Source organism: Lactobacillus sp. HMSC08B12 (assembly GCF_001808415.1).
Classification (GTDB): Bacteria; Bacillota; Bacilli; order Lactobacillales; family Lactobacillaceae; genus Lactobacillus; species Lactobacillus delbrueckii.
In genome coordinates this window covers 15,461-36,054 of the sequence record NZ_KV793136.1, presented here as the reverse complement: position 1 = coordinate 36,054, position 20,594 = coordinate 15,461, and the positions used below count along the sequence as shown (strand labels likewise).

At 51.5% G+C, this 20,594-nt stretch carries 20 protein-coding genes and 2 other annotated features; of the genes, 17 read left to right on the top strand and 3 right to left on the bottom strand.

The window, feature by feature from the left end; translation table 11 throughout:
* The first annotated feature begins 444 nt into the window (after window positions 1-444).
* Window positions 445-556, top strand: a sequence feature (ribosomal protein L20 leader region).
* A 47-nt stretch (window positions 557-603) separates the two neighbouring features.
* The 11 genes from infC (at window position 604) to HMPREF3168_RS04150 (ending at window position 8,803) form a co-directional block, all read left to right on the top strand.
* Complete coding sequence (gene infC, locus HMPREF3168_RS04200) at window positions 604-1,125, top strand: translation initiation factor IF-3 (RefSeq protein WP_003614899.1); 522 nt, start codon at window positions 604-606, stop codon at window positions 1,123-1,125.
* A 20-nt stretch (window positions 1,126-1,145) separates the two neighbouring features.
* A complete protein-coding gene (rpmI, locus tag HMPREF3168_RS04195; protein ID WP_002879235.1) occupies window positions 1,146-1,346 on the top strand; it encodes a 50S ribosomal protein L35 in 201 nt (66 codons plus the stop codon).
* A 44-nt stretch (window positions 1,347-1,390) separates the two neighbouring features.
* Entirely contained in the window at window positions 1,391-1,747 is a 357-nt protein-coding gene (gene rplT / locus HMPREF3168_RS04190) for a 50S ribosomal protein L20 (protein ID WP_002879237.1), read from the top strand.
* Between the two features lie 108 nt (window positions 1,748-1,855).
* Window positions 1,856-2,965: a ribosome biogenesis GTPase YqeH gene (gene yqeH / locus HMPREF3168_RS04185; RefSeq protein WP_070488605.1), complete on the top strand. Its 1,110-nt coding sequence runs from the start codon at window positions 1,856-1,858 to the stop codon at window positions 2,963-2,965.
* Window positions 2,966-2,975: 10 nt separating this feature from the next.
* Window positions 2,976-3,614, top strand: a complete 639-nt coding sequence (locus tag HMPREF3168_RS04180; protein ID WP_003614909.1) for a nicotinate-nucleotide adenylyltransferase — start codon at window positions 2,976-2,978, stop codon at window positions 3,612-3,614.
* A complete protein-coding gene (gene yqeK / locus HMPREF3168_RS04175) occupies window positions 3,607-4,200 on the top strand; it encodes a bis(5'-nucleosyl)-tetraphosphatase (symmetrical) YqeK (protein WP_002879240.1) in 594 nt (197 codons plus the stop codon). Before HMPREF3168_RS04180 ends, yqeK begins: the two co-directional genes overlap by 8 nt.
* Window positions 4,201-4,241: 41 nt before the next feature.
* Window positions 4,242-4,589: a ribosome silencing factor gene (gene rsfS, locus HMPREF3168_RS04170; RefSeq protein WP_002879243.1), complete on the top strand. Its 348-nt coding sequence runs from the start codon at window positions 4,242-4,244 to the stop codon at window positions 4,587-4,589.
* A 3-nt stretch (window positions 4,590-4,592) separates the two neighbouring features.
* Window positions 4,593-5,747 carry a nucleotidyltransferase gene (locus tag HMPREF3168_RS04165; protein ID WP_070488602.1) on the top strand — a complete coding sequence of 385 codons (1,155 nt, stop codon included), beginning with the start codon at window positions 4,593-4,595 and terminating at the stop codon, window positions 5,745-5,747.
* A complete protein-coding gene (locus HMPREF3168_RS04160) occupies window positions 5,747-6,325 on the top strand; it encodes a DUF177 domain-containing protein (RefSeq protein ID WP_003614912.1) in 579 nt (192 codons plus the stop codon). The genes HMPREF3168_RS04165 and HMPREF3168_RS04160 overlap by 1 nt, the downstream gene beginning before the upstream one ends.
* 179 nt (window positions 6,326-6,504) lie before the next feature.
* Window positions 6,505-7,218, top strand: coding sequence for a response regulator transcription factor (locus tag HMPREF3168_RS04155; protein ID WP_050952641.1), 714 nt, complete (start codon window positions 6,505-6,507; stop codon window positions 7,216-7,218).
* Window positions 7,211-8,803, top strand: a complete 1,593-nt coding sequence (locus tag HMPREF3168_RS04150; protein ID WP_070488600.1) for a HAMP domain-containing sensor histidine kinase — start codon at window positions 7,211-7,213, stop codon at window positions 8,801-8,803. Before HMPREF3168_RS04155 ends, HMPREF3168_RS04150 begins: the two co-directional genes overlap by 8 nt.
* 93 nt (window positions 8,804-8,896) lie before the next feature.
* On the opposite strand, the gene yidC is transcribed toward HMPREF3168_RS04150, so the two are convergent.
* Both yidC and HMPREF3168_RS04140 read right to left on the bottom strand, forming a co-directional pair.
* Window positions 8,897-9,859: a membrane protein insertase YidC gene (gene yidC / locus HMPREF3168_RS04145; protein WP_070488598.1), complete on the bottom strand. Its 963-nt coding sequence runs from the start codon at window positions 9,857-9,859 to the stop codon at window positions 8,897-8,899.
* Window positions 9,860-9,892: 33 nt separating this feature from the next.
* Window positions 9,893-10,165: an acylphosphatase gene (locus HMPREF3168_RS04140; RefSeq protein ID WP_002879250.1), complete on the bottom strand. Its 273-nt coding sequence runs from the start codon at window positions 10,163-10,165 to the stop codon at window positions 9,893-9,895.
* 65 nt (window positions 10,166-10,230) lie between these two features.
* Here HMPREF3168_RS04140 and HMPREF3168_RS04135 point away from each other — a divergent pair, with 65 nt between their 5' ends.
* The 5 genes from HMPREF3168_RS04135 to greA all read left to right on the top strand — a co-directional run bounded on the left by HMPREF3168_RS04135 (window position 10,231) and on the right by greA (window position 15,727).
* On the top strand, window positions 10,231-10,995 hold the full coding sequence (locus HMPREF3168_RS04135) for a TrmH family RNA methyltransferase (RefSeq protein WP_070488596.1): 765 nt from the start codon (window positions 10,231-10,233) through the stop codon (window positions 10,993-10,995).
* Window positions 10,996-11,076: 81 nt separating this feature from the next.
* A complete protein-coding gene (locus tag HMPREF3168_RS04130; RefSeq protein ID WP_002879253.1) occupies window positions 11,077-11,427 on the top strand; it encodes a winged helix-turn-helix transcriptional regulator in 351 nt (116 codons plus the stop codon).
* Window positions 11,428-11,469: 42 nt separating this feature from the next.
* Window positions 11,470-11,671 (top strand) — a binding site (T-box leader).
* Between the two features lie 36 nt (window positions 11,672-11,707).
* Complete coding sequence (gene pheS, locus HMPREF3168_RS04125; RefSeq protein ID WP_070488594.1) at window positions 11,708-12,757, top strand: phenylalanine--tRNA ligase subunit alpha; 1,050 nt, start codon at window positions 11,708-11,710, stop codon at window positions 12,755-12,757.
* The gene (gene pheT / locus HMPREF3168_RS04120; protein WP_070488592.1) at window positions 12,757-15,168 is read left to right on the top strand and encodes a phenylalanine--tRNA ligase subunit beta; all 2,412 of its coding nucleotides are present in this window, start codon (window positions 12,757-12,759) and stop codon (window positions 15,166-15,168) included. The genes pheS and pheT overlap by 1 nt, the downstream gene beginning before the upstream one ends.
* Before the next feature lie 70 nt (window positions 15,169-15,238).
* The gene (gene greA, locus HMPREF3168_RS04115) at window positions 15,239-15,727 is read left to right on the top strand and encodes a transcription elongation factor GreA (protein ID WP_050952637.1); all 489 of its coding nucleotides are present in this window, start codon (window positions 15,239-15,241) and stop codon (window positions 15,725-15,727) included.
* A 51-nt stretch (window positions 15,728-15,778) separates the two neighbouring features.
* Here the strand turns inward: greA and HMPREF3168_RS04110 are convergent, their stop codons facing one another.
* A complete protein-coding gene (locus HMPREF3168_RS04110) occupies window positions 15,779-18,361 on the bottom strand; it encodes a YfhO family protein (protein ID WP_070488590.1) in 2,583 nt (860 codons plus the stop codon).
* A gap of 85 nt (window positions 18,362-18,446) precedes the next feature.
* Here HMPREF3168_RS04110 and HMPREF3168_RS04105 point away from each other — a divergent pair, with 85 nt between their 5' ends.
* The gene (locus tag HMPREF3168_RS04105) at window positions 18,447-20,561 is read left to right on the top strand and encodes a peptidoglycan D,D-transpeptidase FtsI family protein (protein WP_070488588.1); all 2,115 of its coding nucleotides are present in this window, start codon (window positions 18,447-18,449) and stop codon (window positions 20,559-20,561) included.
* The last annotated feature ends 33 nt before the right edge of the window (window positions 20,562-20,594 follow it).

Sequence of the window (20,594 nt, the reverse complement as noted above, 5' to 3'; positions counted from 1 at the left end):
ATTAAAATCGCGGCTTGACTGCTTCGAGAATGCATCACGATATGCTTGCCGGCTTTTTAGTAGGCAAGATGCCTTTCCGACTGCCAGGCTAAAAGTTTCCAGTGGGGCAGATAAAAAGCTATTGGATAATGCCATTTGGCGTTATTTGACAGCCAACCGTACTCACTGACCTTAACTTCAAAAGGTTAAAAATCTGATTTCTTTTGCCAAGTTGAATCTACTCATAGATTTAACTAGAAAGGAATATCAGAAAAACTTACCAATACTGATGTGATTATCAAGATTTAGTAAGTTTTATGATTCGGAAATATGAAGCAGATTGTTGTGAAAGTTCTTGCGAATACGTTCCTGTTGCGATTGGCAAAATTAAGCTTTAAGCAATTGGGCTGAAAGTGAAATTAGCCCTTGACGGACAATCTTAGACCTAGTACAATAGTAGAAGTTGAGAACAAGAAGAAGCCCCCGCTTCTCGCCTAAGTTATTTAACCTCTGGGCAAATCGATATTTTCTGTTGATTTTAAAGGCGGGTGCTATATACCCGCTTTTTTCTTGTCCTCGAAATTAACATGGAGGTGAACAGTTATACCACAGAAACAAAACAACATGATCCTTAACGAAAGCATCCGCGCTCGTGAAGTTCGGCTGATCAACGCTGAAGGTGAACAAGTTGGGGTCGTGTCAAGAAATGAAGCTCTGCGCCAAGCGAGCGATGCTGGCCTTGATCTGACTTTGATTTCACCAAACGCCAAGCCGCCTGTAGCAAAGATTCTTGATTATGGTAAGTACCGGTTCGAACAGCAGAAGAAGCTGAAGGAATCACGCAAGAATTCCAAGCAGGTCAGCGTTAAGGAAATCCGTTTGAGTCCGGCGATTGAAGGCAATGACTTCGAAACCAAGTTGAAGCATGCACGCAAGTTCTTAGAAAAAGAAGGCGCCAAAGTTCGTGTTTCGATTCGTTTCAGAGGCCGGGCAATCACGCACAAGGAATTAGGACAACAAGTGCTGGAAAAGATGGCCGAAGAAACTTCGGATATTGCTGTTGTAACCAGCCGGCCAAAGATGGAAGGCCGTCAAATGTTTTTAATGCTCAGTCCCAAGAGCGATAAAGACAAGAACAAACAATAGTTAATTGGAGGAATTTTACCATGCCAAAGATGAAAACCCACCGCGCTTCAGCTAAGCGTTTTAAGAGAACTGGTAACGGCGGTTTGAAGCGCCACCACGCCTTCACTGGTCACCGCTTCCACGGTAAGACCAAGAAGCAACGTCGTCATTTGAGAAAAGCCGCTATGGTTTCACGCAGCGACTTGAAGCGCATCAAGCAAATGCTTTCCCAAATGCGTTAATTTACTATTTTTTAATACACTAACGATATTAGGAGGATTTTCAGATGCCAAGAGTTAAAGGTGGTACCGTTACACGCGCACGTCGTAAGAAGGTTTTGAAGCTTGCCAAGGGTTACCGTGGCTCAAAGCACGTTCAATTTAAGGCCGCAAGCACTCAATTGTTCGTTTCATACAAGTACGCATTCCGCGACCGTAAGAAGCGCAAGAGCGAATTCAGAAGACTGTGGATCGCCCGGATCAACGCAGCTGCTCGTCAAAACGGCTTGTCATACTCAAAGATGATGCACGGCTTGAAGCTGGCTGGTGTTGACATGAACCGTAAGATGTTGGCTGACATTGCCTACAACGACGAAAAGACTTTTGCCGCTTTAGCAGAAACTGCTAAGAAGGCTTTGGCTTAATTCTTTGGAAGAAACGCATCTAGCTTGGCTAGGTGCGCTTTTTCTTTGTTAAATGCCGGCTTTCAGATATAATTAAGGAAGATGAAATTTAAGGAGGAAAACTCAGACATGAGTGAAGAAATTCGCTGCATCGGCTGCGGCGCGGCTCTGCAGAGCCAGGACAAGCAGCTGCCAGGCTACCTGCCGGCTAGTGCCCTGGCCAAGGTGGAAAATGGTGAAAGAGAAGAAGTCTACTGCCAGCGCTGCTTCCGCTTGCGCCACTACAACGAGATCATGCCGGTCTCCCTGGACAATGATGACTTTTTAGCACTTCTGAACACCATGGCGGAAAAGAAGGCCTTGATCGTCAACGTGGTGGACCTGTTTGACTTCTCCAACTCGCTGATTTCTTCTTTGAAGCGCTTTGTCGGCACAAATGACTTTATCCTGGTCGGCAACAAGCTGGACCTCTTCCCGAAGAACTCCAAGGAAAGCAAGATCAAGGACTGGATGCGGCAGGAAGCCAACCGGATGGGCCTCTACCCAAAGGACATCTTCTTGATCTCCGCGGCCAAGAAGAAGAACCTGGACACTTTGATCGACTACTTGAACAAGCACAGCCAGGACCGGGACGTCTACTTCGTCGGCACGACCAATGTCGGCAAGTCGACCTTGATCAACGCCATTATCGATGAAATGGGAGACGTCCAGGACTTGATCACCACTTCCCGCTTCCCTGGGACCACTTTGGACCAGATCGAAATTCCCCTGGACAACGGCCACTTCTTGGTCGACACCCCAGGGATCTTGACCGACAAGCAGCTGGCCAGCCGGCTGGACCCGAAGGACCTGGACCTGGCTTCTCCAAAGAAGCCGCTTAAGCCGGCCACTTATCAGCTTTTGCCAGGCAATACCATCTTCTTGGCCGGCCTGGGGAGAATTGACTACCTGAAGGGGCCGTCAACCAGCTTTACTATCTATGCTGCCCGGGGCATGTACATCCACCGGACTAAGACGGAGAAGGCTGACGAATTTTACCAAAAGCATGTGGGCGAATTGCTGTCTCCGCCAGGGCCAAACAGCGACCTGCCGCCGCTTAAAGGGCAGGAGTACTCCATCAAGTACCGCAGCGATGTATTGTTTGCCGGGGTAGGCTTCATCACTGTGCCGGAAGGCTGCGTGATCAAGGCCTACACGCCGGGCGGAATCGGCTTGGGAACCAGAAGAGCTTTGATTTAGAGGTTGTAACATGGATTCATTGGTAGATTTCAGTAAAGAAACGCAAGTAAAAGTGCAGACGGCTGAGAGCCAGCGGAAAGGCAAGCAGATCGGCATCATGGGCGGCACCTTTAACCCGGTGCACATGGCCCATTTGGTCGCCGCTGAACAGGCCATGACCAAGCTGCACCTGGATGAAGTCTGGTTCATTCTGGACAATATTCCCCCGCATAAGGACGCTCCCTTAAACGTGTCTGCCCGCGACCGGGCCACCATGCTGGATTTGGCTACCCGGGACAATCCCCGTTTCAGGGTTAAGCTGCTGGAACTCTTCAGAGGCGGCGTTTCTTACACGATTGATACCATGCGCTATTTAACCAAGAAGGCGCCGGAAAACACCTACTACTTGATCATGGGCAGCGACCAGGTCAACAGCTTCCACAAGTGGAAGAATGCTGAGGAACTGGCCAAGTTAGCTACCTTGGTCGGTATCCGCCGGCCGGGCTACCCGCAAGATCCGCAATATTCCATGATCTGGGTTGATGCTCCGGACATCCGCCTCAGCTCAACTGCTATCCGCCGGGCTGTCTCAACCGGAACCTCAATCCGTTACCTGGTCCCGGACAAGGTCCGCGAATATATTGAAGAAAAGGGGCTTTACCGTGACTGATCCAGTTTTTAAGGAAACATATTCCCCCTTGTCCAGCAGTGAATTGGTGGCCAAGGAGAAGAGCATGATGGATGAAAAACGCTTTGCCCACTGCGTCCGCGTCAGTGAAACGGCCCGGACCCTGGCCAAATTGAACGGCTATGACGAAGACAAGGCGGCTTTGGCTGGTTTTGTCCACGACTATGCCAAGCAGATTCCAGTTGAAGAATACATCAAGGTCATCAAGGAAGAAGGCTTTGATCCGGATCTTTTGAACTGGAACAGGGCTATCTGGCACGGGATCGTGGGCAGCTGGTTCATCAAGCGCGACCTCGGCATCACCGACCCGGAAATTTTAACCGCTGTCTACCGGCACACCACCGGGGACGTGGAAATGACCACCCTGGACCAGATCGTCTTCGTGGCTGACTATATTGAGCCGGGCCGGACTTTTGCCGGAGTTGAAGAGGCCAGAAAGACCAGCTACGCGGATTTAGCTTCCGGGGTTGGCTATGAACTGGCTCACACTCTGGCCTTTTTAGTCCAAAAGAGAAGCAAGATCTACCCAAGAACTCTGGCTGCTTACAATGTCTGGGCAGCTGAGTAATAACAGATAAATTAAGAGTAACTAAACATTAGGAGAAAAATTTGAAGAGCGAAGAATTACTTGACTTAGTTTTAAACGCAATCAGCGAACGGCACGGGGAAGACACCGAAGCCTACGACATGCGCGGCATCAGCATCCTGGCTGACTACTTCGTGGCCACCAGCGCCACTTCCAGCCGCCAGCTGCACGCCATTGCCAACAGCATCATCGAAGCCTGTCACGAAGCTAATTTCTACGACTACCGGGTTGAAGGCAATCATGACTCAGAATGGCTCCTGGTTGACCTGGGCGACGTCGTTGTCAACATCTTCTCAGAAGATGCCCGGGCCTTCTACAACCTGGAAAAGCTCTGGGCTGACGGCAAGCGCGTGGAAATCGAGGAAGACTAGGCAATGAGCGTTGTCGGGATTGTAGCTGAATATAACCCTTTCCACAGCGGCCATGAATTCCTGATGAACCAGGCCCGCTTGATCGCCGGTGATGACCCCATTATCGCGGTCATGTCCGGCAATTACGTGCAAAGAGGGGAAATGGCCATCCTGGACAAGTGGTCCAGGGCCCGCAGCGCCATTGAGGCTGGGGCTGACCTGGTCTTTGAGCTGCCTTTTTCCTATGCTGTCCAAGCTGCCGACATGTTCGCCACCGGCGGGGTCGACCTCTTAACCCGGCTGGGGGCCAAGAACCTGGTCTTTGGGGTCGAAGACGCCAACTTGAATTTTGAATATTTCGGCGACCGGATCTCCAAGATCCCCCGGCAAAGGCAGGAATTCGCCGACTACAGCCAGACTTATTCCACCCAGTACAACCAGATGGTGGCCCGGGAAGTCGGCCATGAAGTCAGTGAGCCCAACGCGATTTTGGGCCTGGCTTATGCCGTGGCTAATGCCAATCTGGGCTCGCCTTTAAAGCTCAGCCCGGTCAACCGGGTTGGGGCCGGCCATGATGACATCCTGCAAAGAGAAGCAGCTGTCCAAAGTGCTAGCGCTATCCGCAACCTCCTTTTAAACGGGACCGAGCGCTCAGAACTGGAGCAATGGCTGCCAAAAGGGGAAATTGTCGCTTTTGACCAGGGAAAGGTCCTGCCCAACTGGGAACTGCTCTTCCCGTTTCTGAAATACCGGCTGGAATCAGCCTCAATCAAGGAATTGCAGCAGATCTACCAGATGAGCGAGGGCCTGGAATACAAGTTCAAGGCAGAAATCCACCTGGCTGAAAATTTCGCTGACTTCCTCCGCCGGGTCAAGTCCAAGCGCTACACCTATTCAAGGTTAAGAAGACTGAGTCTTTATACTCTTTTGAACGTGACTGAAGCCGATGTCTTAAACAGCTATGACCATGTTTCCACCATGCTTCTGGCTTACAGCAAGCGGGGACGGAAATATTTGAAGCAGCAGCGGAAAGACTTTGAGATCGATATCGTTTCCAAAGTGGACCGCAAGAATGCCCAAGAAGGGACCCTGGGCCTGCAGGTCAGGGTTGACCGCTTATTTGAACAGATTGTTGGCGCTGACCAGAACTTTGGCCGGCGGCCACTCGAGGTAAATTAATGCTAGAACTTTCAATTTTCCAAATCAAGAACAGCCGGGAGCCATTGACCCAGATCTCAGCTGATTTGACTTTTGCTGATGGCTTTTACCAGCGGGCCAAGGACCTGGTCTATGAGGTAAAAAGCGCCCACGTGGAAGGGCAGCTCTTTTATGACGAACCCTTCGTGACTGGCAATTTCCAAGTGGAAGCCGACCTCTTGGTTCCGTCCTCCCGCAGCCTGGAAGCAGTGCCTTTGAAGCAGAAATTCAGCTTCGTGGAAAATTATTCCGACCATGAACCGACCCAGGAAGAAAAGGAACTGGGCTTGATGATCATTCCGCTGGACGATGACCGCATTGACGTGCAGACGGCCGTGGAAGACAACATGCTCTTGAATATTCCAAGCACGGTTTTGACCAAGGAAGAAGCTGAAGAAGACCTGTACCCAGAAGGGCAGGGCTGGGAAGTCATGTCTGAACAAGACTTCGCCGGCCAGAAGAAGGACCAGGTCAACCCGGCCTTTGCCCAGCTGCAGGGTCTTTTGGACAAGATGCAGGCTGAAGAAGACAAAGATAAAGCCGAAGACGAAGAGAAATGATCTTCCTTAAAAACAAGTCTTTTTCCAGAGAAAATTAATCTGGCGGGGGACTTGCTTTTCTTTGGGACTTGTTAAAAAGCTAATTTTGGGCTATCCTAGAATTATTAAAATATACTTTAAGATTATACTTGGATTCAGCAGACCCAAATTAAATCGATAGGATATGAGGGGATAAAAACATGCCGAAAATTTTAATTGTTGAAGACGAAAAGAACCTGGCTCGTTTCGTCGAACTCGAACTCCAGCACGAAGGTTATGAGACCGTAGTGGAAAACAACGGCCGCAAGGCTTTGGACCGCGCTTTGAGCGAAGACTTCGACGCGATCTTGCTGGATTTGATGCTGCCAGACTTGAACGGTTTGGAAATTGCCCGCCGGGTACGGCAGAGCAAGACCACGCCAATTATCATGATGACGGCCCGTGACTCCGTGATTGACCGGGTATCAGGCCTGGACCACGGGGCTGACGACTACATCGTCAAGCCATTTGCTATTGAAGAGCTCCTGGCCCGCTTGCGCGCTGTCTTGCGCCGGGTCAAGATCGAAAAGGACGCCTCAAAGGACAAACTGCCGCGGCAAAAGGTTGTCAAGTTCAAGGACTTGACCATCGAAACCGCCAACCGGATCGTCCACCGGGGCGATGGCAAGACCGTTGACTTGACCAAGCGGGAATACAACCTGCTCATGACCTTGATCGAAAACAAGAACAATGTTGTTGGCCGAGACCAGCTCTTGAACAAGATCTGGGGACCGGAATCAAACATCGAAACTAACGTTGTCGAAGTTTACGTCCGTTACCTCCGCAACAAGATCGACATCCCTGGCCAGCCATCTTACATCAAGACGGTGCGCGGAACCGGCTACATGGTCAGAGACGAGGACGACAATGCTTAAGCAAAACGCCGCCAGCGGCAAGAAGGGGACCAGACACGTTTCACTGATCGTGAGATGGGTCAGCATCGTCGCGATGACGATCATGGTCTCCTTTCTTGTTTTCTCAGCTGTCGTCTACAATACGGTCAAGCAGGAAGCCCTGAGCCAGCAAAAGGATACGTCTAACGAAGTTGTCAACGTCCTCCGCAAGCGTTTAATTGACATCGATGATGAACTGGAGATCACCAACGTGGTCCAGCAACTATCACCGAACACCAGACGGATTTTAACGGGCGGGCCGGCTCTGTCAGATAATAACAACAGCAACAGCAGCGTTTTTGGCGACTCGGTCTTAAGCACCGTGACCAACCCTGACATGACCGTGGCGATCTATAATCTCCGCAATGAGATCGTCTTCCACAACGGCGACAGCGCCCCTAAACTGGTCAAGTTCACCAGTGAGAGCAAGAGTGTGGTCAAGGAAGGCAAGGATGGGCGAAGTTCTCTTTATGTCTACCGGAAGGTCAGAAACCGGAAGAGCCATAAATTGACTGGCTACATTGTCGTCAAGAACCAGATGACCGGCTACAACCGCTTGATTTCCCGGACATTGAAGGCCATGCTCTGGCTCTCAATCCTAGGGATCGGCCTGGCGATTGTAATTTCCTACCTGGTTGTCCGCAGCGTCGTCAGACCAATCAATAAGATGTCCAAGGTGGCCAGGGAAGTCAACGCCGACCCGAACAGTACGGCCAGAATTCCCGAGCTGCACAGAAACGACGAACTGGAAGAGTTGGCCCTGTCTTTCAACATGATGCTGGATCGGATGCAGAAGTATATCGAGCAGCAGAAGCAGTTCGTCTCTGATGTCTCCCACGAATTGAGGACGCCTGTAGCGGTCATTGAAGGCCATCTGAGCATGCTTAAGCGCTGGGGCAAGGATGACCCGCAGGTCCTGGAAGAATCCATTGACGCCTCGATTTCAGAGGCTGAGCGGATGAAGCACTTGATCCAGGAAATGCTGGACCTGACCCGGGCTGAACAGATCAGTGTCCACTACCCGAATGCCATCGCTGAACCGATGGAAGTCTTGACCCGGGTAGTCGGGGACATGGGCATGGTTCACCCGGACTTCAAGATCTCTCTGGAAGTTGAGGACCTGGATCCGGATACTAAGATTCAGATCTTCCAGGGCCACCTGGAACAGATTTTGATTATCTTGATCGACAACGGGATCAAGTACTCAACCGACCGCAAGGAAATTGCCGTGGCTGCCGGCCAGTCCGGCCAGGAAATGCAGATCGTGGTCCAAGACTACGGGGAAGGGATTTCCGATGAGGACAAGAAGAAGATCTTCAACCGCTTCTACCGGGTCGACAAGGCCAGAACCCGGGAAAAGGGCGGCAACGGCCTGGGCCTGTCAATTGCCCAGAAGCTGGTGGAATCCTACCACGGGACCATTGACGTTGAATCAGTCTTAGGGCAGGGGAGCCAGTTCAGAATCACCTTCCCGGTCTTGACTGATGAAGAAGTCAAAGAATTGGAAAGCCGGGAAGAGCAAAAGCAAGCTGGAACTGAGAGTCCAAAGCAAGATCCGACAATTTAACAGAATTTAGAGCAAAGTAAAAGCCGCTTTTCAGCGGCTTTTACTTTTTTCTTGTTTATCTTATTATGTTTAGTTTCTTTTTAGCTTGGTGAATTACTGCCGCTTCTGCTTGCCCTGGTTGCGCTTGCGCAGGTCGCCGGACTTCGGCTGTCTGGTTGGCTTTTGTTCAGGGGCTGGCTTTAAGATCTGGTCAAGCTTGGCTTGGGTAACGACTTCCACGATCGGGCTGTCTGCCAGTTCCTTGGAAACCCGCTTCTTGGCCCGCGGCTGCACGATGAAGGTGGTGATCAGCTGCTGGATGACCATGACCAGGTTACCGACTGCCCAGTAAAGGGCCAGGGCGCCGGAGAAGGACATGGAGAAGAAGAAGGTCATGATTGGGTTCATCAGCATGGTGGCCTGCATGGTCTTCTTTTGCTCTTCAGGGATGCCGATCATGGCCACGTAGCTTTGAATCAAGGCAAAAACAGTAGCGATGATGGCCAGGACCATGGACTTGCTGGACAGGGAAATGCCGAAGAAGGTGGACTTGGCCAGGGCGTTTGAGTAAGCCACGGCCTGGTAGATCCCGATCATGATTGGCATTTGGATCAAGAGGGGCAGGCAGCCCATCCCGCCAGTCATGGAGACATTGTTCTTGGAATAGATCTCTCTTTGCAGACCGGTCAAGGCCATCTGCTGGTCAGGAGTCATCCCTGGTGTCTTCATGGCCTTTTGCAAAAGCTGCATTTGCGGCTGCAGAAGGTGCATCTTTTCTTGCTGCAGGGTAGCCTTGTGCTGCTGGCTCAGCATGAGCGGCATCAAGATCACTCTGACGCCCAAAGTGATGATGACGATGGCCCAGCCGGCCCCGCTGGCTCCGCCGATGGCGTGGGCGATGTTGACGGTGATATGCTGCAAAGGCAGGCCGATCCATTCATAGATCCAGTAGTAAGGACCACTGGTCGGGGCCTTTAAGCTGCCGTTTTTGCTGGTCTGGCTGGCGCAGGCCGTAAGGAAAAGCGGCAAGAGCGCCAGCAGGCTGACAGGTAATAAACGTTTTTTGATTTTTTTCATTGAATAGTTTCTCTCCAAATTCTTAGGATCTGTCTAATATAATACATGAAAAGAATGCATTTGTTCCATTTCAGGCAGAACTTTTGTGTCCAAACGTGAAATTTGGGCATATGGCGCCGCGTTTGGCAACTCAGCTTTAAACTTGACCAGATCAGTTGGCGTCCCTTGAATGACAATGGTGACCGTCCCGTCAGGGTTGTTTCTCACGCTGCCTGGCAGCTTCATCTTCTGGGCCAGCATCTGCACGCTCCAGCGAAAGCCCACGCCTTGGACGACTCCATGCGCTAATAGTTCCCATGTTTGCATTTTGACTACCTTCTTTATTTTTTGCAAAAAATCATTAAAATAGTATTTCTAAGGAGTATTTTATCATGCAAGAAAGAACATCTGTCAACAATCCGCAAATTAAGGCCATCGGCAAGCTGCAGCAGAAGAAATACCGTGAAGAAAGCGGCTATTACTTGATCGAAGGCTTCCACTTGGTTGAAGAAGCCGTAAAAGCAAGCGTCAAGTACCGGGAAATCCTGGCTACTGAAGCAGCCCTAAGCCGCTTGGCGCAACTGGGCCTGGCTTATGATGAGAGCAAGCTGATCAAGATCAGCCAAAGCGTGGCCAGTCACCTCAGCAGCACCAAGAATTCCCAGGATATCTTTATGACCGTCAAGATCAACCAGTCTGAGCATTTTGCCTTCAGCTACGGCAAGTGGGTCCTCTTAGATGACCTGGCTGACCCGGGCAATGTCGGCACCATCATCCGGACGGCTGACGCGGCTGGCTTTGACGGGGTGATCCTGTCAAACAAGACGGTTGACCTCTACAACCCAAAGGTCCAGCGGTCCATGCAGGGGAGCCAGTTCCACTTGAACTTGATCAAGGCTGACCTGCCAGACGCCATTGCCAGCTTGAAGGCCGCGGACATTCCAGTTTACGCCAGCCTTTTGGATCCAGCCGCTAAACAATTGGGTGACTTTGCCCCAGTAGCCCAGGTTGCTTTGATCATCGGCAATGAGGCGCACGGGGTAAGCCCGGAAATCGCGGCTCTGGCTGACGAGAAGCTCTACATCCCGATCAAGGGCCGGGCTGAATCCTTGAACGCCGCTGTTGCTGCCGGGATCATGATCTACCACTTCAGCTAGGAAAAGGCTTTTTGCTTGTTTTTCGTAAGTAAAGTGTGCTTAAATAATTAACATGGAAACTAATTTGAGGAGGATTTCTCTATGACAGAATTAGCTGAACAGGACGTGCCATGCTGTAAAAACGCTGAAAACTACGAAATGTGTGCCCGCTTCGTCAAGGCCTTTGAGATCATCGGCAAGAAGTGGAACGGCTTGATCATCAGCTCCTTGTGCGACACCAAGGCCATGCGCTTCCGGGACCTGGCCCACGCGGTCGGTGCCTGCTCTGACCGGGTTCTGGTCGAACGCCTGCGGGAGCTGGAAGTTGACGGGATCGTCAAGCGGTCCAAGGATGCGGAAAAGAAGATCGTCCTTTACACTTTGACGCCAAAAGGGGCCGAATTAAAGCCGGTCTTCAACCAGGTTCATATCTGGGCTGACAAGTGGGCGTAAAGAACGACTTGCATTTAAGCAAGTTTTAGCCTATGATTTTAATTAATTACTAAGAACAAGACTAGTAGCAAGTCCGGTCTTTGACAGGGAGGTTTCTTGGCAACTGAAAGGAAACCAAAGAGCGGCTTGCGAATTTCATCTTGCGAGTAGGATCTAATCAATTCCGGCTGCCACCGTTATCGGTATAGAGCGTAGGCCTTTTTGGGCCTAAACTAGGGTGGTACCGCGAAGCTTCGTCCCTTTTGGGGGGCGGAGTTTTTTTGTTGAAAGGAATAAGCAAATGGATTTATTTGATCGATTGAAGGACCTGCGGGAGCAGGGGCTTGCTGAAATCAAGGAAGCAGAAAGCGAAAAGAGCCTGAATGACGTCCGGGTCAAGCTGGTCGGCAAGAAGGGGAAACTGACGCAAATTCTGCACCAGATGAAGGACGTTGCTCCGGAAAAGCGGCGGGAAGTCGGCCAGAAGGTCAACGAACTCCGCGACCTCTTTAATGAAAACTTGGCTTCTGCCAAGGATAACTTGATCGAAAAGGCCATTGAGGCCCGCCTGGAAGCTGAAAAGATTGACGTGACCCTGCCAGGGCGCAGAAAGCATGTCGGCTCCAAGCACCCGATCAGAATCATTCAAGACGACCTGGAACGCTTCTTCATCGGCATGGGCTACCAAGTTGTCCAAGGCCCGGAAATCGAAAGCGAACACTACAACTTCGAAATGCTGAACCTGCCTAAGGACCACCCGGCCCGGGACATGCAGGCTACTTTCTACGTTGACGCTGACCACCTGCTGCGGAGCCAGACTTCACCAGTTCAAGCCCGGACCATGGAAAAGCATGACTTCGATAAAGGGGACCTCAAGATGATCTCCCCAGGCAAGGTTTACAGAAGAGACGATGACGACGCCACCCACTCCCACCAGTTCATGCAGATGGAAGGGCTGGTTGTTGGTAAGAACATCTCCTTGAGTGACCTTAAGGGGACCTTGGAACTGGTGGCTAAGCACGAATTCGGCCAGGACCGGGAAACCCGCCTGCGGCCAAGCTACTTCCCATTTACTGAACCATCAGTTGAAATGGACGTTTCCTGCTTTGAATGCGGCGGCAAGGGCTGCGCGATCTGCAAGAACACCGGCTGGATCGAAGTTCTGGGTGCCGGGATCGTTCACCCGAATGTTTTGTCTGCCGCCGGCATTGACCCAAGCGTCTACTCCGGCTTTGCCTTTGGCCTGGGCCTGGACCGCTTCGCTATCTTGAAGTATGGTATTGACGACATCCGCGACTTTTACAGTGACGACGTGCGCTTCTTGCAACAATTCCGTCAGGAGGAAGATTAATGTTAGTTTCTTACAATTGGTTGAAAGATTTCTTGAACATGGACGGCGTAGACCCTTACGCCTTGGCTGAAAAACTGACTCGGTCCGGGGTTGAAATCGCCTCAACGGTTCACCCGGAAGACGGCTTGAGCAAGCTGGTCGTGGGCCATATTTTGACCTGCGAAAAGATCGAAGGGACCCACCTCAACAAGACTACGGTCGACGTTGGTGAAGATGAAGCCCGCCAGATCGTCTGCGGGGCACCTAACGTGGCTGCTGGCCAGGACGTGATCGTGGCCCTGCCCGGGTCCCATTTGCCAGGCGGGATCAAGATCAAGAAGGGCAAGCTGCGCGGGATTGAATCCAATGGGATGATCTGCGGCCTGCAAGAACTCGGCTTCAGCGACTCAGTTGTTCCGCCGAAGTACGCCGACGGCATCTGGGTCTTCCATGATCCGGACCTTAAGCCTGGTGACTCTGTCTTTGCAGCCTTGGGCATGGACGACTACGTTTTGGACTTCGACATTACCCCAAACCGGGCCGACACTTCCTCAATGGAAGGGGCAGCTTATGAAGTTGGTGCCTTGATTGACCAGAAGCCAAAGATCGAAGACGTTGTCCTTAAAGAAGACGGGGCAGACTGGACTGGTGACTTTACTGCCGTTGCTGATGAAAAGATCGCGCCGAAGTACTACTTGAGAAAGCTGACTGGGGTCAAGATAGCTGAAAGTCCCCTTTGGCTGCAGGCCCGCCTGTGGAATGCCGGCATCCGCCCAATCAACAATGTGGTTGACGCGACCAACTATGTCATGCTCTTGACTGGCCAGCCAATGCACGCCTACGACGCCAAGCTTTTTGACAAGACCAAGAAGATCGAGGTCCGCCTGGCCAAGGAAGGCGAAAAGCTGCAGCTCTTGAATGAAAAAGAAATCGACCTGGACCCGCAAGACATCGTGATCACTGATGGTGAGCAGGCAGTCGGCTTAGCTGGCGTGATGGGCGGCTTGAACAGCGAAGTAACTGAAGAAACTACTGATGTGATCCTGGAAGCTGCTGTCTTTGACCCGGCCTTGACCAGAAAGGCAGCTCTGCGCCACGACAACCGGACTGACGCTTCTGCTTTGTTTGAAAAGGGGATCAACTGGGACAACACCCAAAAGGCCCTGGACATCTGCGCCTTGATCTTGCGGGCAAATGCCGGCGCCACTGTCTTAGCTGGTGAAATCAAGGCCAGCGACCTGGACAAGGAAGCAGTTGTTATTACGACCACTGCTTCCCGGACCAACAAGATCCTGGGCACTGACCTGTCCATGGACGAAATCGTCAAGATCCTGGGCAAGCTGAACTTCCCGGTTGCAGTAAATGGCGACGAATACACGGTAACTGTGCCAAACCGCCGCTGGGACATCTTCATTGACTCCGACATCTTTGAAGAAGTCGGCCGGATCTACGGCTACGACAACATCAAGTCCACCCACCCGGCGACCGGTGAACTTATTGGCGGCTATGCGGCTGATGAAGTCAAGGTCCGTCACCTGCGCCAATTGCTGGAAGGGCAGGGGCTCAGTGAAACGATCAACTACTCCCTGACTTCTGAAGAACTGGCTACGACTTTTGTCAAAAAGGCCCTGGCTCCAGTCAAGGTCAACTGGCCGCTGAACTCAGCCAGAACCACCATGCGGCAAAACTTGATTTGCGGCCTGCTCGACACGGTTGCTTACAACTTCGCCCGCAAGCAAACTGAACTCCAGCTCTTTGAAAACGGCCGCGTCTACGACATGGAAGGCGGAGACTACCACGAACATGAACACCTGGCAGCCGCTTATGTCGGCTTAGCTGGTGAAAGCAACTGGCAGCACAAGGACGAAGTCGTTGACTTCTACTACGTCAAGGGGCAACTGGAAGACGTATTTGAAATGATCGGGGTCAAGGACGTGGAATACCGGGCTGAAGCAATCAAGGGGATGCACCCGACCAGAACGGCTAGCATCTACGTAAATGATGAATATATTGGTCTGATCGGCCAAATTTCCCCAGTTTTGACCATGACTGACAAGAACTTCGCCGGCAAGGAAATCTACGTTTACGAACTGAACCTGGATGCCCTGCTGCCGTTGATGGCTAAGGGGGTCAAGTCCAAGCCGGCTCCGAAGTACCCAGCCGTGCAGCGGGACCTGTCAATTTTGGTTGACGAAGATGTCACTAATGCCCAAGTTGAAAGCTGCATCAAGGAAAACGCCGGCAAGTACCTGGTTAGCGTTGAAGTCATCGACGTCTACCAAGGGGCCCACCTGGCTGCCGGCAAGAAGAGCCTGGCTTATCGCCTGACCTTCTTGAATGAGGCAGAAACCTTGACTGACGCGGTTGTCACTAAGGCAACTGACAATGTGCAAGCCGCTTTGGAAGAAAAATTAGAGGCAAACATTCGTTAATGGTTGACTTTCCAGGAATTAAACTCTAATATTTAACATTGCATAATGCGTTAAATAAAGGAGAATCAAAATGCCTGAAAAAACCTATGAAATGACTGCCGAAGGCAAGAAGCAGCTGGAAGAAGAACTGCAGACCCTGAAGTTTGTCAAGCGGCCGCAAATCGTTGAACGTTTGAAGATTGCCCGTTCATACGGGGACTTGTCTGAAAACTCAGAATACGACGCAGCTAAAGATGAGCAAATGCGGCTGGAAGAAAGAATCGATGCTGTCAGCGAACAATTGAAGTATGCTGTCATTGTCGACACTGCTGCCGTTGACCCCGACGAAGTAAGTATCGGCAAGACCGTTACGGTTACTGAAGTCGGCGAAGACGAACCGGAAACTTACGAAATCGTGGGGAGCAGCCAGTCTGACCCATTCCACGGCAAGGTTTCCAACGAATCTCCGATCGGCAAGGCCCTGCTTGGCCACAAGAAGGGTGAAACGGTCAAGATCAACGTTGACTCAGCCAACGTCAGCTACGATGTCGTAATCAACGACGTTAAGACGACCGACTAAAAAGGCGCTGTCTACCCGGACAGCACCTTTTTTTGCGCTCTATTTTACTGTTTAAATTCTCTGTTTCTTTTTCAAAAGCAGGTAGACAGCCAAAGTTACCAAGCTGATCAAGCTGCCGGCAATCAGGCTGACCGGCAAATAGACCAGGGTCAGCTGGTGCTTGCCCCCCTTTAAGTTGAAGGCCAGGAGGCTGGCAGCGTATTTGCTGGTCTTGACCCGTTTGCCGTTGTCATAGACCAGCCAGTTCTTGGAATACGGAATAGTCGTTATCCAGAGCTTCTTTTGGCTCTTAAAAGTCTGGCTGGAAATTTGCAAGCCAGTCTGCTTTAACTTAAGTTCCGGCGCTTTCAGCTGCTTGATCCCGGCCTTGAAGGCGGAATTGTTAAAGTGCCAGAAGATAAGGCCAGTTAAGTCCAGGGTCGAATTGGTCAAGTTAAAAGTGACCTTGATCTTGGACTTTTTATTTTGGCTGGCGATGTTGACCAGGCGGATCTGCCCGTCCCGGCTCTCGTAGTTGTAGAAGATCTCGTTGACGCTTAAGCTGGCGGTCTTGAAGTCAAAGCCGTCCGGGAGCTGCAGGTAATAGGAGCCATTGCTCTTTGGCGTCAAGCTGAAGGTGACGGAAGCCGGCTTGGCAGAGTTGGCTTTTTTAAAGACCAGGGGATTGGACTGGTTCACTTTCAAGTTGGTCAGCTTGATCTCGCTTTTGACCTTCTTGAAAAGCTGGCCGGACAAGCCCAGGCTTTCCCAGAGCTTTTGCTGGTTGTGAACCGGGTCATTATCCAGGAACTTGACCTTTTTCTGCCCGCTCTGGCTGGCAAAAATCAAAGGCAGGGCCTGCTTGTTTTTTAAAATGCTGATCTGCTTGAACTGCTTTATTGGATAATAGCTGTTCAAATCAGCCCGGTGGTTCAAGTTGTCATAAGGCATCCGCTGGGCGGCTGAAACGCCGTCATAAGAATAATTCGGCTCCAGGTAGTACTTGACTCCCAGGAAGGCGTCAGTCAAAAGCGTCCCGCCCTGGTTGGTGTAAGAGTTGCTGTTGTGGACGTAGCCTAAGCGGCTGAGCAGGTTGGAAGTGCTGGAGTTGCTGATGGAGTTAAAGGTCGTGATTCCGTAATAGTTGCCAGTGAAGGGGTCATCGTCTGACCGGCTGAAGCTCTTCTCCGTCCGGTAGAGGCTGGAGTCGGTCTTGGCCAGGTAGCTGGTCGCCTGGTTGACGTTGGCTTCAAACTTGGCATAGTTCTTGTTTTCCTGGTAGGAAATCGCGTTTAAGGAAAAAATCAAGTTGACCGTGACTTCCGAAACGACCAAAAGCAGGGCGTAGTGGCCGGCTAAATAGTGCTGGCCGTAAATAAAGAGAATGAAGAGCAGGCTGGCCAAAAGGAAGAGGCCGGTCGCGACTTGTCCGTCTTGCCGGATAAATTCCAGCTTGTCCGGGTTGATGGCCAGGTAAATGGAGACGCTGGCCCCCAAAAGGGCGGCCAGGATCTTCTGCTGGAGATTGAAGCCGGGTTCCCTGTCCATGTTTTCTAGGGCCAGGTTCAAGGCATAGAAGGAGACCAGGAAGCTGAACCGGGCCGGGTACCAGACCGGGAACTGGCCCAAGTGCCAGATCAAAACCAGGGGGGTAAAGGACAAAGACAAGACCAGGAAGGCCAAAAGCAGACCCCGGGCCAGTTTTTCCCGCTTACTGAACTGGGAATTAAAGATAAAGAGCAGGGCCAAGAGGGCAAAGCAGGAGCTGATGAAGATGTTGGGCAGGCCGTCCGACATTTCATGGAAGCTGTAGGCCCCGTCGATAAATTTAGCGATTAGCTGGTAGGGCGGAAACTGGAAGTTCAGCTTCCAGCTGATGTCGGCATCAGTTTTCCCGGCTAAAAGTTCCAGAAAAGTCGGCCAGAGGCTGACCCCGGCCAGGCAGCTGCCAAAGAAGCTGCCCTTGAAGTAGGCCCAAAAACGCTTCTTTGGCTCCCTGTTCGTGGCCAGGCCCACTAGCAGATAGAGCAGGCCAAAGAGCAGGGTCATGTAGCCGGTATAGAAGTTGGTCAGCCAGAGCAGGAAGGTAATTAGGACCAGGTGATTTTTCTCCCCGGATAAAAGGCGGTCAATAGCTTCCTGCAGCCAGGGTAAAAGGACCAGGCTGTCCAGCCACATCAAGTTCAAATTGTTGGCAACCACAAAGCCGCAGAGGGCAAAGGCCAAGCTGGCGGCCAGAACGTATTCCTTAGCCAGCTGGTACTTCTTTCCCCAGACCAGGTAGGCGGACAGGCCGATAGCTCCGATCTTGCAGGAGATGACCAAAAGGATCCCCTGGGGCAGGAACTTCTGCGGGAAAAAGAGCAAGAGCAGGTTAAAGGGACTGAGCAGGTAGTAGCTGTCCGTCCCCAGCATGGAGCCGCCCAGGCCGCTGGCAAAACTGTAAATCAACTTGCTTGGGTCCTTAAAGAGATTTTGCTGGTAGTAGGCCAGAAAGTCAACGTACTGCTGGCCCAGGTCGACGGTCAGAATATTGCCCTTCTTGCTGAGGAAGTAACCGGCGAAAATCAAGGCCGGCAGGGCGAAGGCCAGGCAGGCATAAAGCTGCTTAAGGCCGAATTTTTGAAAAAAACGTTTTATTTTGGACATGTACATTAAGAATTGGCTAACTCCTCTTCTGAATGATAGAATTGCGCAGGTCTTTTTGCTAAAATTACTTGTTAGTGAGGATGGTTTTATCATGAGTTATTTTAGAAAGAATAGCGGAACTGGCAACAGTAGTCAAACCGCAAACACCCCTCTCAGAATGAAGATTCTGGTCGGGGTCATCGTAATTTTGTTCGCGGCCTTAATTGGCCAATTAGCATACTTGCAGCTCTTCTACGGTTCGCGCTTTTCCGCGGAGGTTAACGCCACCGACGAAAACACCATGACCAAGTCTGTCCCCCGGGGAGTCATGTACGACTCCCAGGGCCGGGTCCTGGTCGGCAACAAGGCTGAGAACGCGATTACTTACATGCGCAGCCTGTCAACGACTTCCAAAGAGATGTACAAGGTTGCTAATACCCTTAGTAATTATATAAAAATTACCGACGAAAAGCCGACAAAAAGACAAATTGCCGATTATTACCTGGCTGACAGCAGCCGGGCCAAGAAAGTCCTGGCTGCCTTGCCCAAGTCCCAGAAGAAGTCCAGCCTGTCGACTTCAGAAATCAACGACAATGAAGTGGCCTACGTCGAAAACACCCTTAAGCCGTCTTTAACCAGCCAGGAAAAGACGGCCGCCCTCTTGTATAACATGATGTCAGGGGCCACAACCTTGTCGACGATCAACTTAAAGAGTAGCGGCCTCAGCAACAAGGAAATCGCCCAGGTCGGCGAGCACCTGTCTTCCATGCCGGGGGTCGGGATCGGGACTGACTGGAACCGCTACTACCCGAACGGGTCTTCAATCAAGAGTATCATCGGGTCAGTTTCCACGACCAAGACTGGTTTGCCGAGGGACAACCTGCAATACTACCTGGTCAATGGCTATTCCAGAAACGACCGGGTCGGGATTTCCTACCTGGAAAAGGAATACGAGCCCCTCTTGAAGGGGACCAAAGCCAGCTACAAGGTCACCAGCAACTCCAGCAACGAAATCACCAAGACCAAGCAGGTTTACAAGGGCCAGTCTGGGGCCAGCCTGAAATTGACGATTGACGCCAAGTACCAAGTAGCCGTAACCGAGGCCCTCAAGCAGCAGTTTAACTCTGCCTTGAGGGCCGGGGCGGCCAGCCTGTCCAGCGGGGCTTACGCGATCGCCATGAACCCGAATACCGGGGCGATCCTGGCTATGTCCGGGATCAGCCATGACCCATCAACGGGCAAGATCACGGACAACGCCCTGGGCAACATCAACCAGTCCTTCGTTATGGGGTCTGTTGTCAAGGGGGCCCAGGTGGCCGGGGGCTTGATCAATAAGGTCATCACCCCAACCAACAACACTCTGCCGGATACGGCCATCTACCTGCCTGGTACTCCGGTCAAGAAGTCTGTTTACCCGACCGGGACTTTCAGCTCCTTGACGGCGGCCAGCGCCTTGGAAGTATCTTCCAACATCTACATGATGCAGTTGACCCTGCGCTGGGTGAAGGCCAGCTATGTGGCCAAGCAGTACATTCACATGCCGGAGACGGCCTTTGAGACCTTGAGAAACAACTTTGCCATGTTTGGTTTGGGGCAAAAGACCGGGATCGACCTGCCAGGTGAAAGCTCCGGTATCCAAGGGGCATCAACTGACTCCAACGGGATCATCCTGTCCGGGTCAGTCCTCGACGAATCCTACGGGAACTATGATGCTTATACCCCAATCCAACTGGCTCAGTACATTTCAACGATTGCCAACGGGGGCTACCGGATGCAGCCATACGTTGTCCAGTCTATCGGCAGAACCAGCAGCGACGGCAAGCACTTCTATACTTACTATAACAAGAAGCCGACTGTCCAGTTCAAGATCCCTTGGACAGCGGATGAGCTGGCTGTCATCAAGCAAGGGCTCTACCAGGTCGTCCACGGGTCCAACGCCTGGGGGACAGCGCATGCCTTGAAGAATGTCAAGCCGTCGATCTCCGCTAAGACCGGTACGGCCCAGACATTCTACTACAACACTAAGACCAAGAAGTCGACTGATAAGGAACTGATTAACGAAACCATGGTCGGCTGGGCTTCGTCCAACCACCCGCAGATTGCCTTCGCGGTTGTTTTTGTCGGCATCGATCCGAACAAGGAAGGCAACTACAACAAGGACATGGCCAAGTCGATGGTGACGACTTACTACAAGATGTACAAGGGAAAGTTTTCAAGCACAAATTAATAGTTAATTTGGCAAGATAACTTGCTCTTTACC

Excerpts from the sequence above, each read along its gene's own strand:
- infC (WP_003614899.1), top strand. The coding sequence starts at position 604 with ATGATCCTTAACGAAAGCATCCGCGCTCGTGAAGTTCGGCTGATCAAC.
- rpmI (WP_002879235.1), top strand. The coding sequence starts at position 1,146 with ATGCCAAAGATGAAAACCCACCGCGCTTCAGCTAAGCGTTTTAAGAGA.
- rplT (WP_002879237.1), top strand. The coding sequence starts at position 1,391 with ATGCCAAGAGTTAAAGGTGGTACCGTTACACGCGCACGTCGTAAGAAG.
- yqeH (WP_070488605.1), top strand. The coding sequence starts at position 1,856 with ATGAGTGAAGAAATTCGCTGCATCGGCTGCGGCGCGGCTCTGCAGAGC.
- HMPREF3168_RS04180 (WP_003614909.1), top strand. The coding sequence starts at position 2,976 with ATGGATTCATTGGTAGATTTCAGTAAAGAAACGCAAGTAAAAGTGCAG.
- HMPREF3168_RS04165 (WP_070488602.1), top strand. The coding sequence starts at position 4,593 with ATGAGCGTTGTCGGGATTGTAGCTGAATATAACCCTTTCCACAGCGGC.
- HMPREF3168_RS04160 (WP_003614912.1), top strand. The coding sequence starts at position 5,747 with ATGCTAGAACTTTCAATTTTCCAAATCAAGAACAGCCGGGAGCCATTG.
- HMPREF3168_RS04155 (WP_050952641.1), top strand. The coding sequence starts at position 6,505 with ATGCCGAAAATTTTAATTGTTGAAGACGAAAAGAACCTGGCTCGTTTC.
- HMPREF3168_RS04150 (WP_070488600.1), top strand. The coding sequence starts at position 7,211 with ATGCTTAAGCAAAACGCCGCCAGCGGCAAGAAGGGGACCAGACACGTT.
- yidC (WP_070488598.1), bottom strand. The coding sequence starts at position 9,859 with ATGAAAAAAATCAAAAAACGTTTATTACCTGTCAGCCTGCTGGCGCTC.
- HMPREF3168_RS04140 (WP_002879250.1), bottom strand. The coding sequence starts at position 10,165 with ATGCAAACATGGGAACTATTAGCGCATGGAGTCGTCCAAGGCGTGGGC.
- HMPREF3168_RS04135 (WP_070488596.1), top strand. The coding sequence starts at position 10,231 with ATGCAAGAAAGAACATCTGTCAACAATCCGCAAATTAAGGCCATCGGC.
- HMPREF3168_RS04130 (WP_002879253.1), top strand. The coding sequence starts at position 11,077 with ATGACAGAATTAGCTGAACAGGACGTGCCATGCTGTAAAAACGCTGAA.
- pheS (WP_070488594.1), top strand. The coding sequence starts at position 11,708 with ATGGATTTATTTGATCGATTGAAGGACCTGCGGGAGCAGGGGCTTGCT.
- pheT (WP_070488592.1), top strand. The coding sequence starts at position 12,757 with ATGTTAGTTTCTTACAATTGGTTGAAAGATTTCTTGAACATGGACGGC.
- greA (WP_050952637.1), top strand. The coding sequence starts at position 15,239 with ATGCCTGAAAAAACCTATGAAATGACTGCCGAAGGCAAGAAGCAGCTG.
- HMPREF3168_RS04110 (WP_070488590.1), bottom strand. The coding sequence starts at position 18,361 with ATGTACATGTCCAAAATAAAACGTTTTTTTCAAAAATTCGGCCTTAAG.
- HMPREF3168_RS04105 (WP_070488588.1), top strand. The coding sequence starts at position 18,447 with ATGAGTTATTTTAGAAAGAATAGCGGAACTGGCAACAGTAGTCAAACC.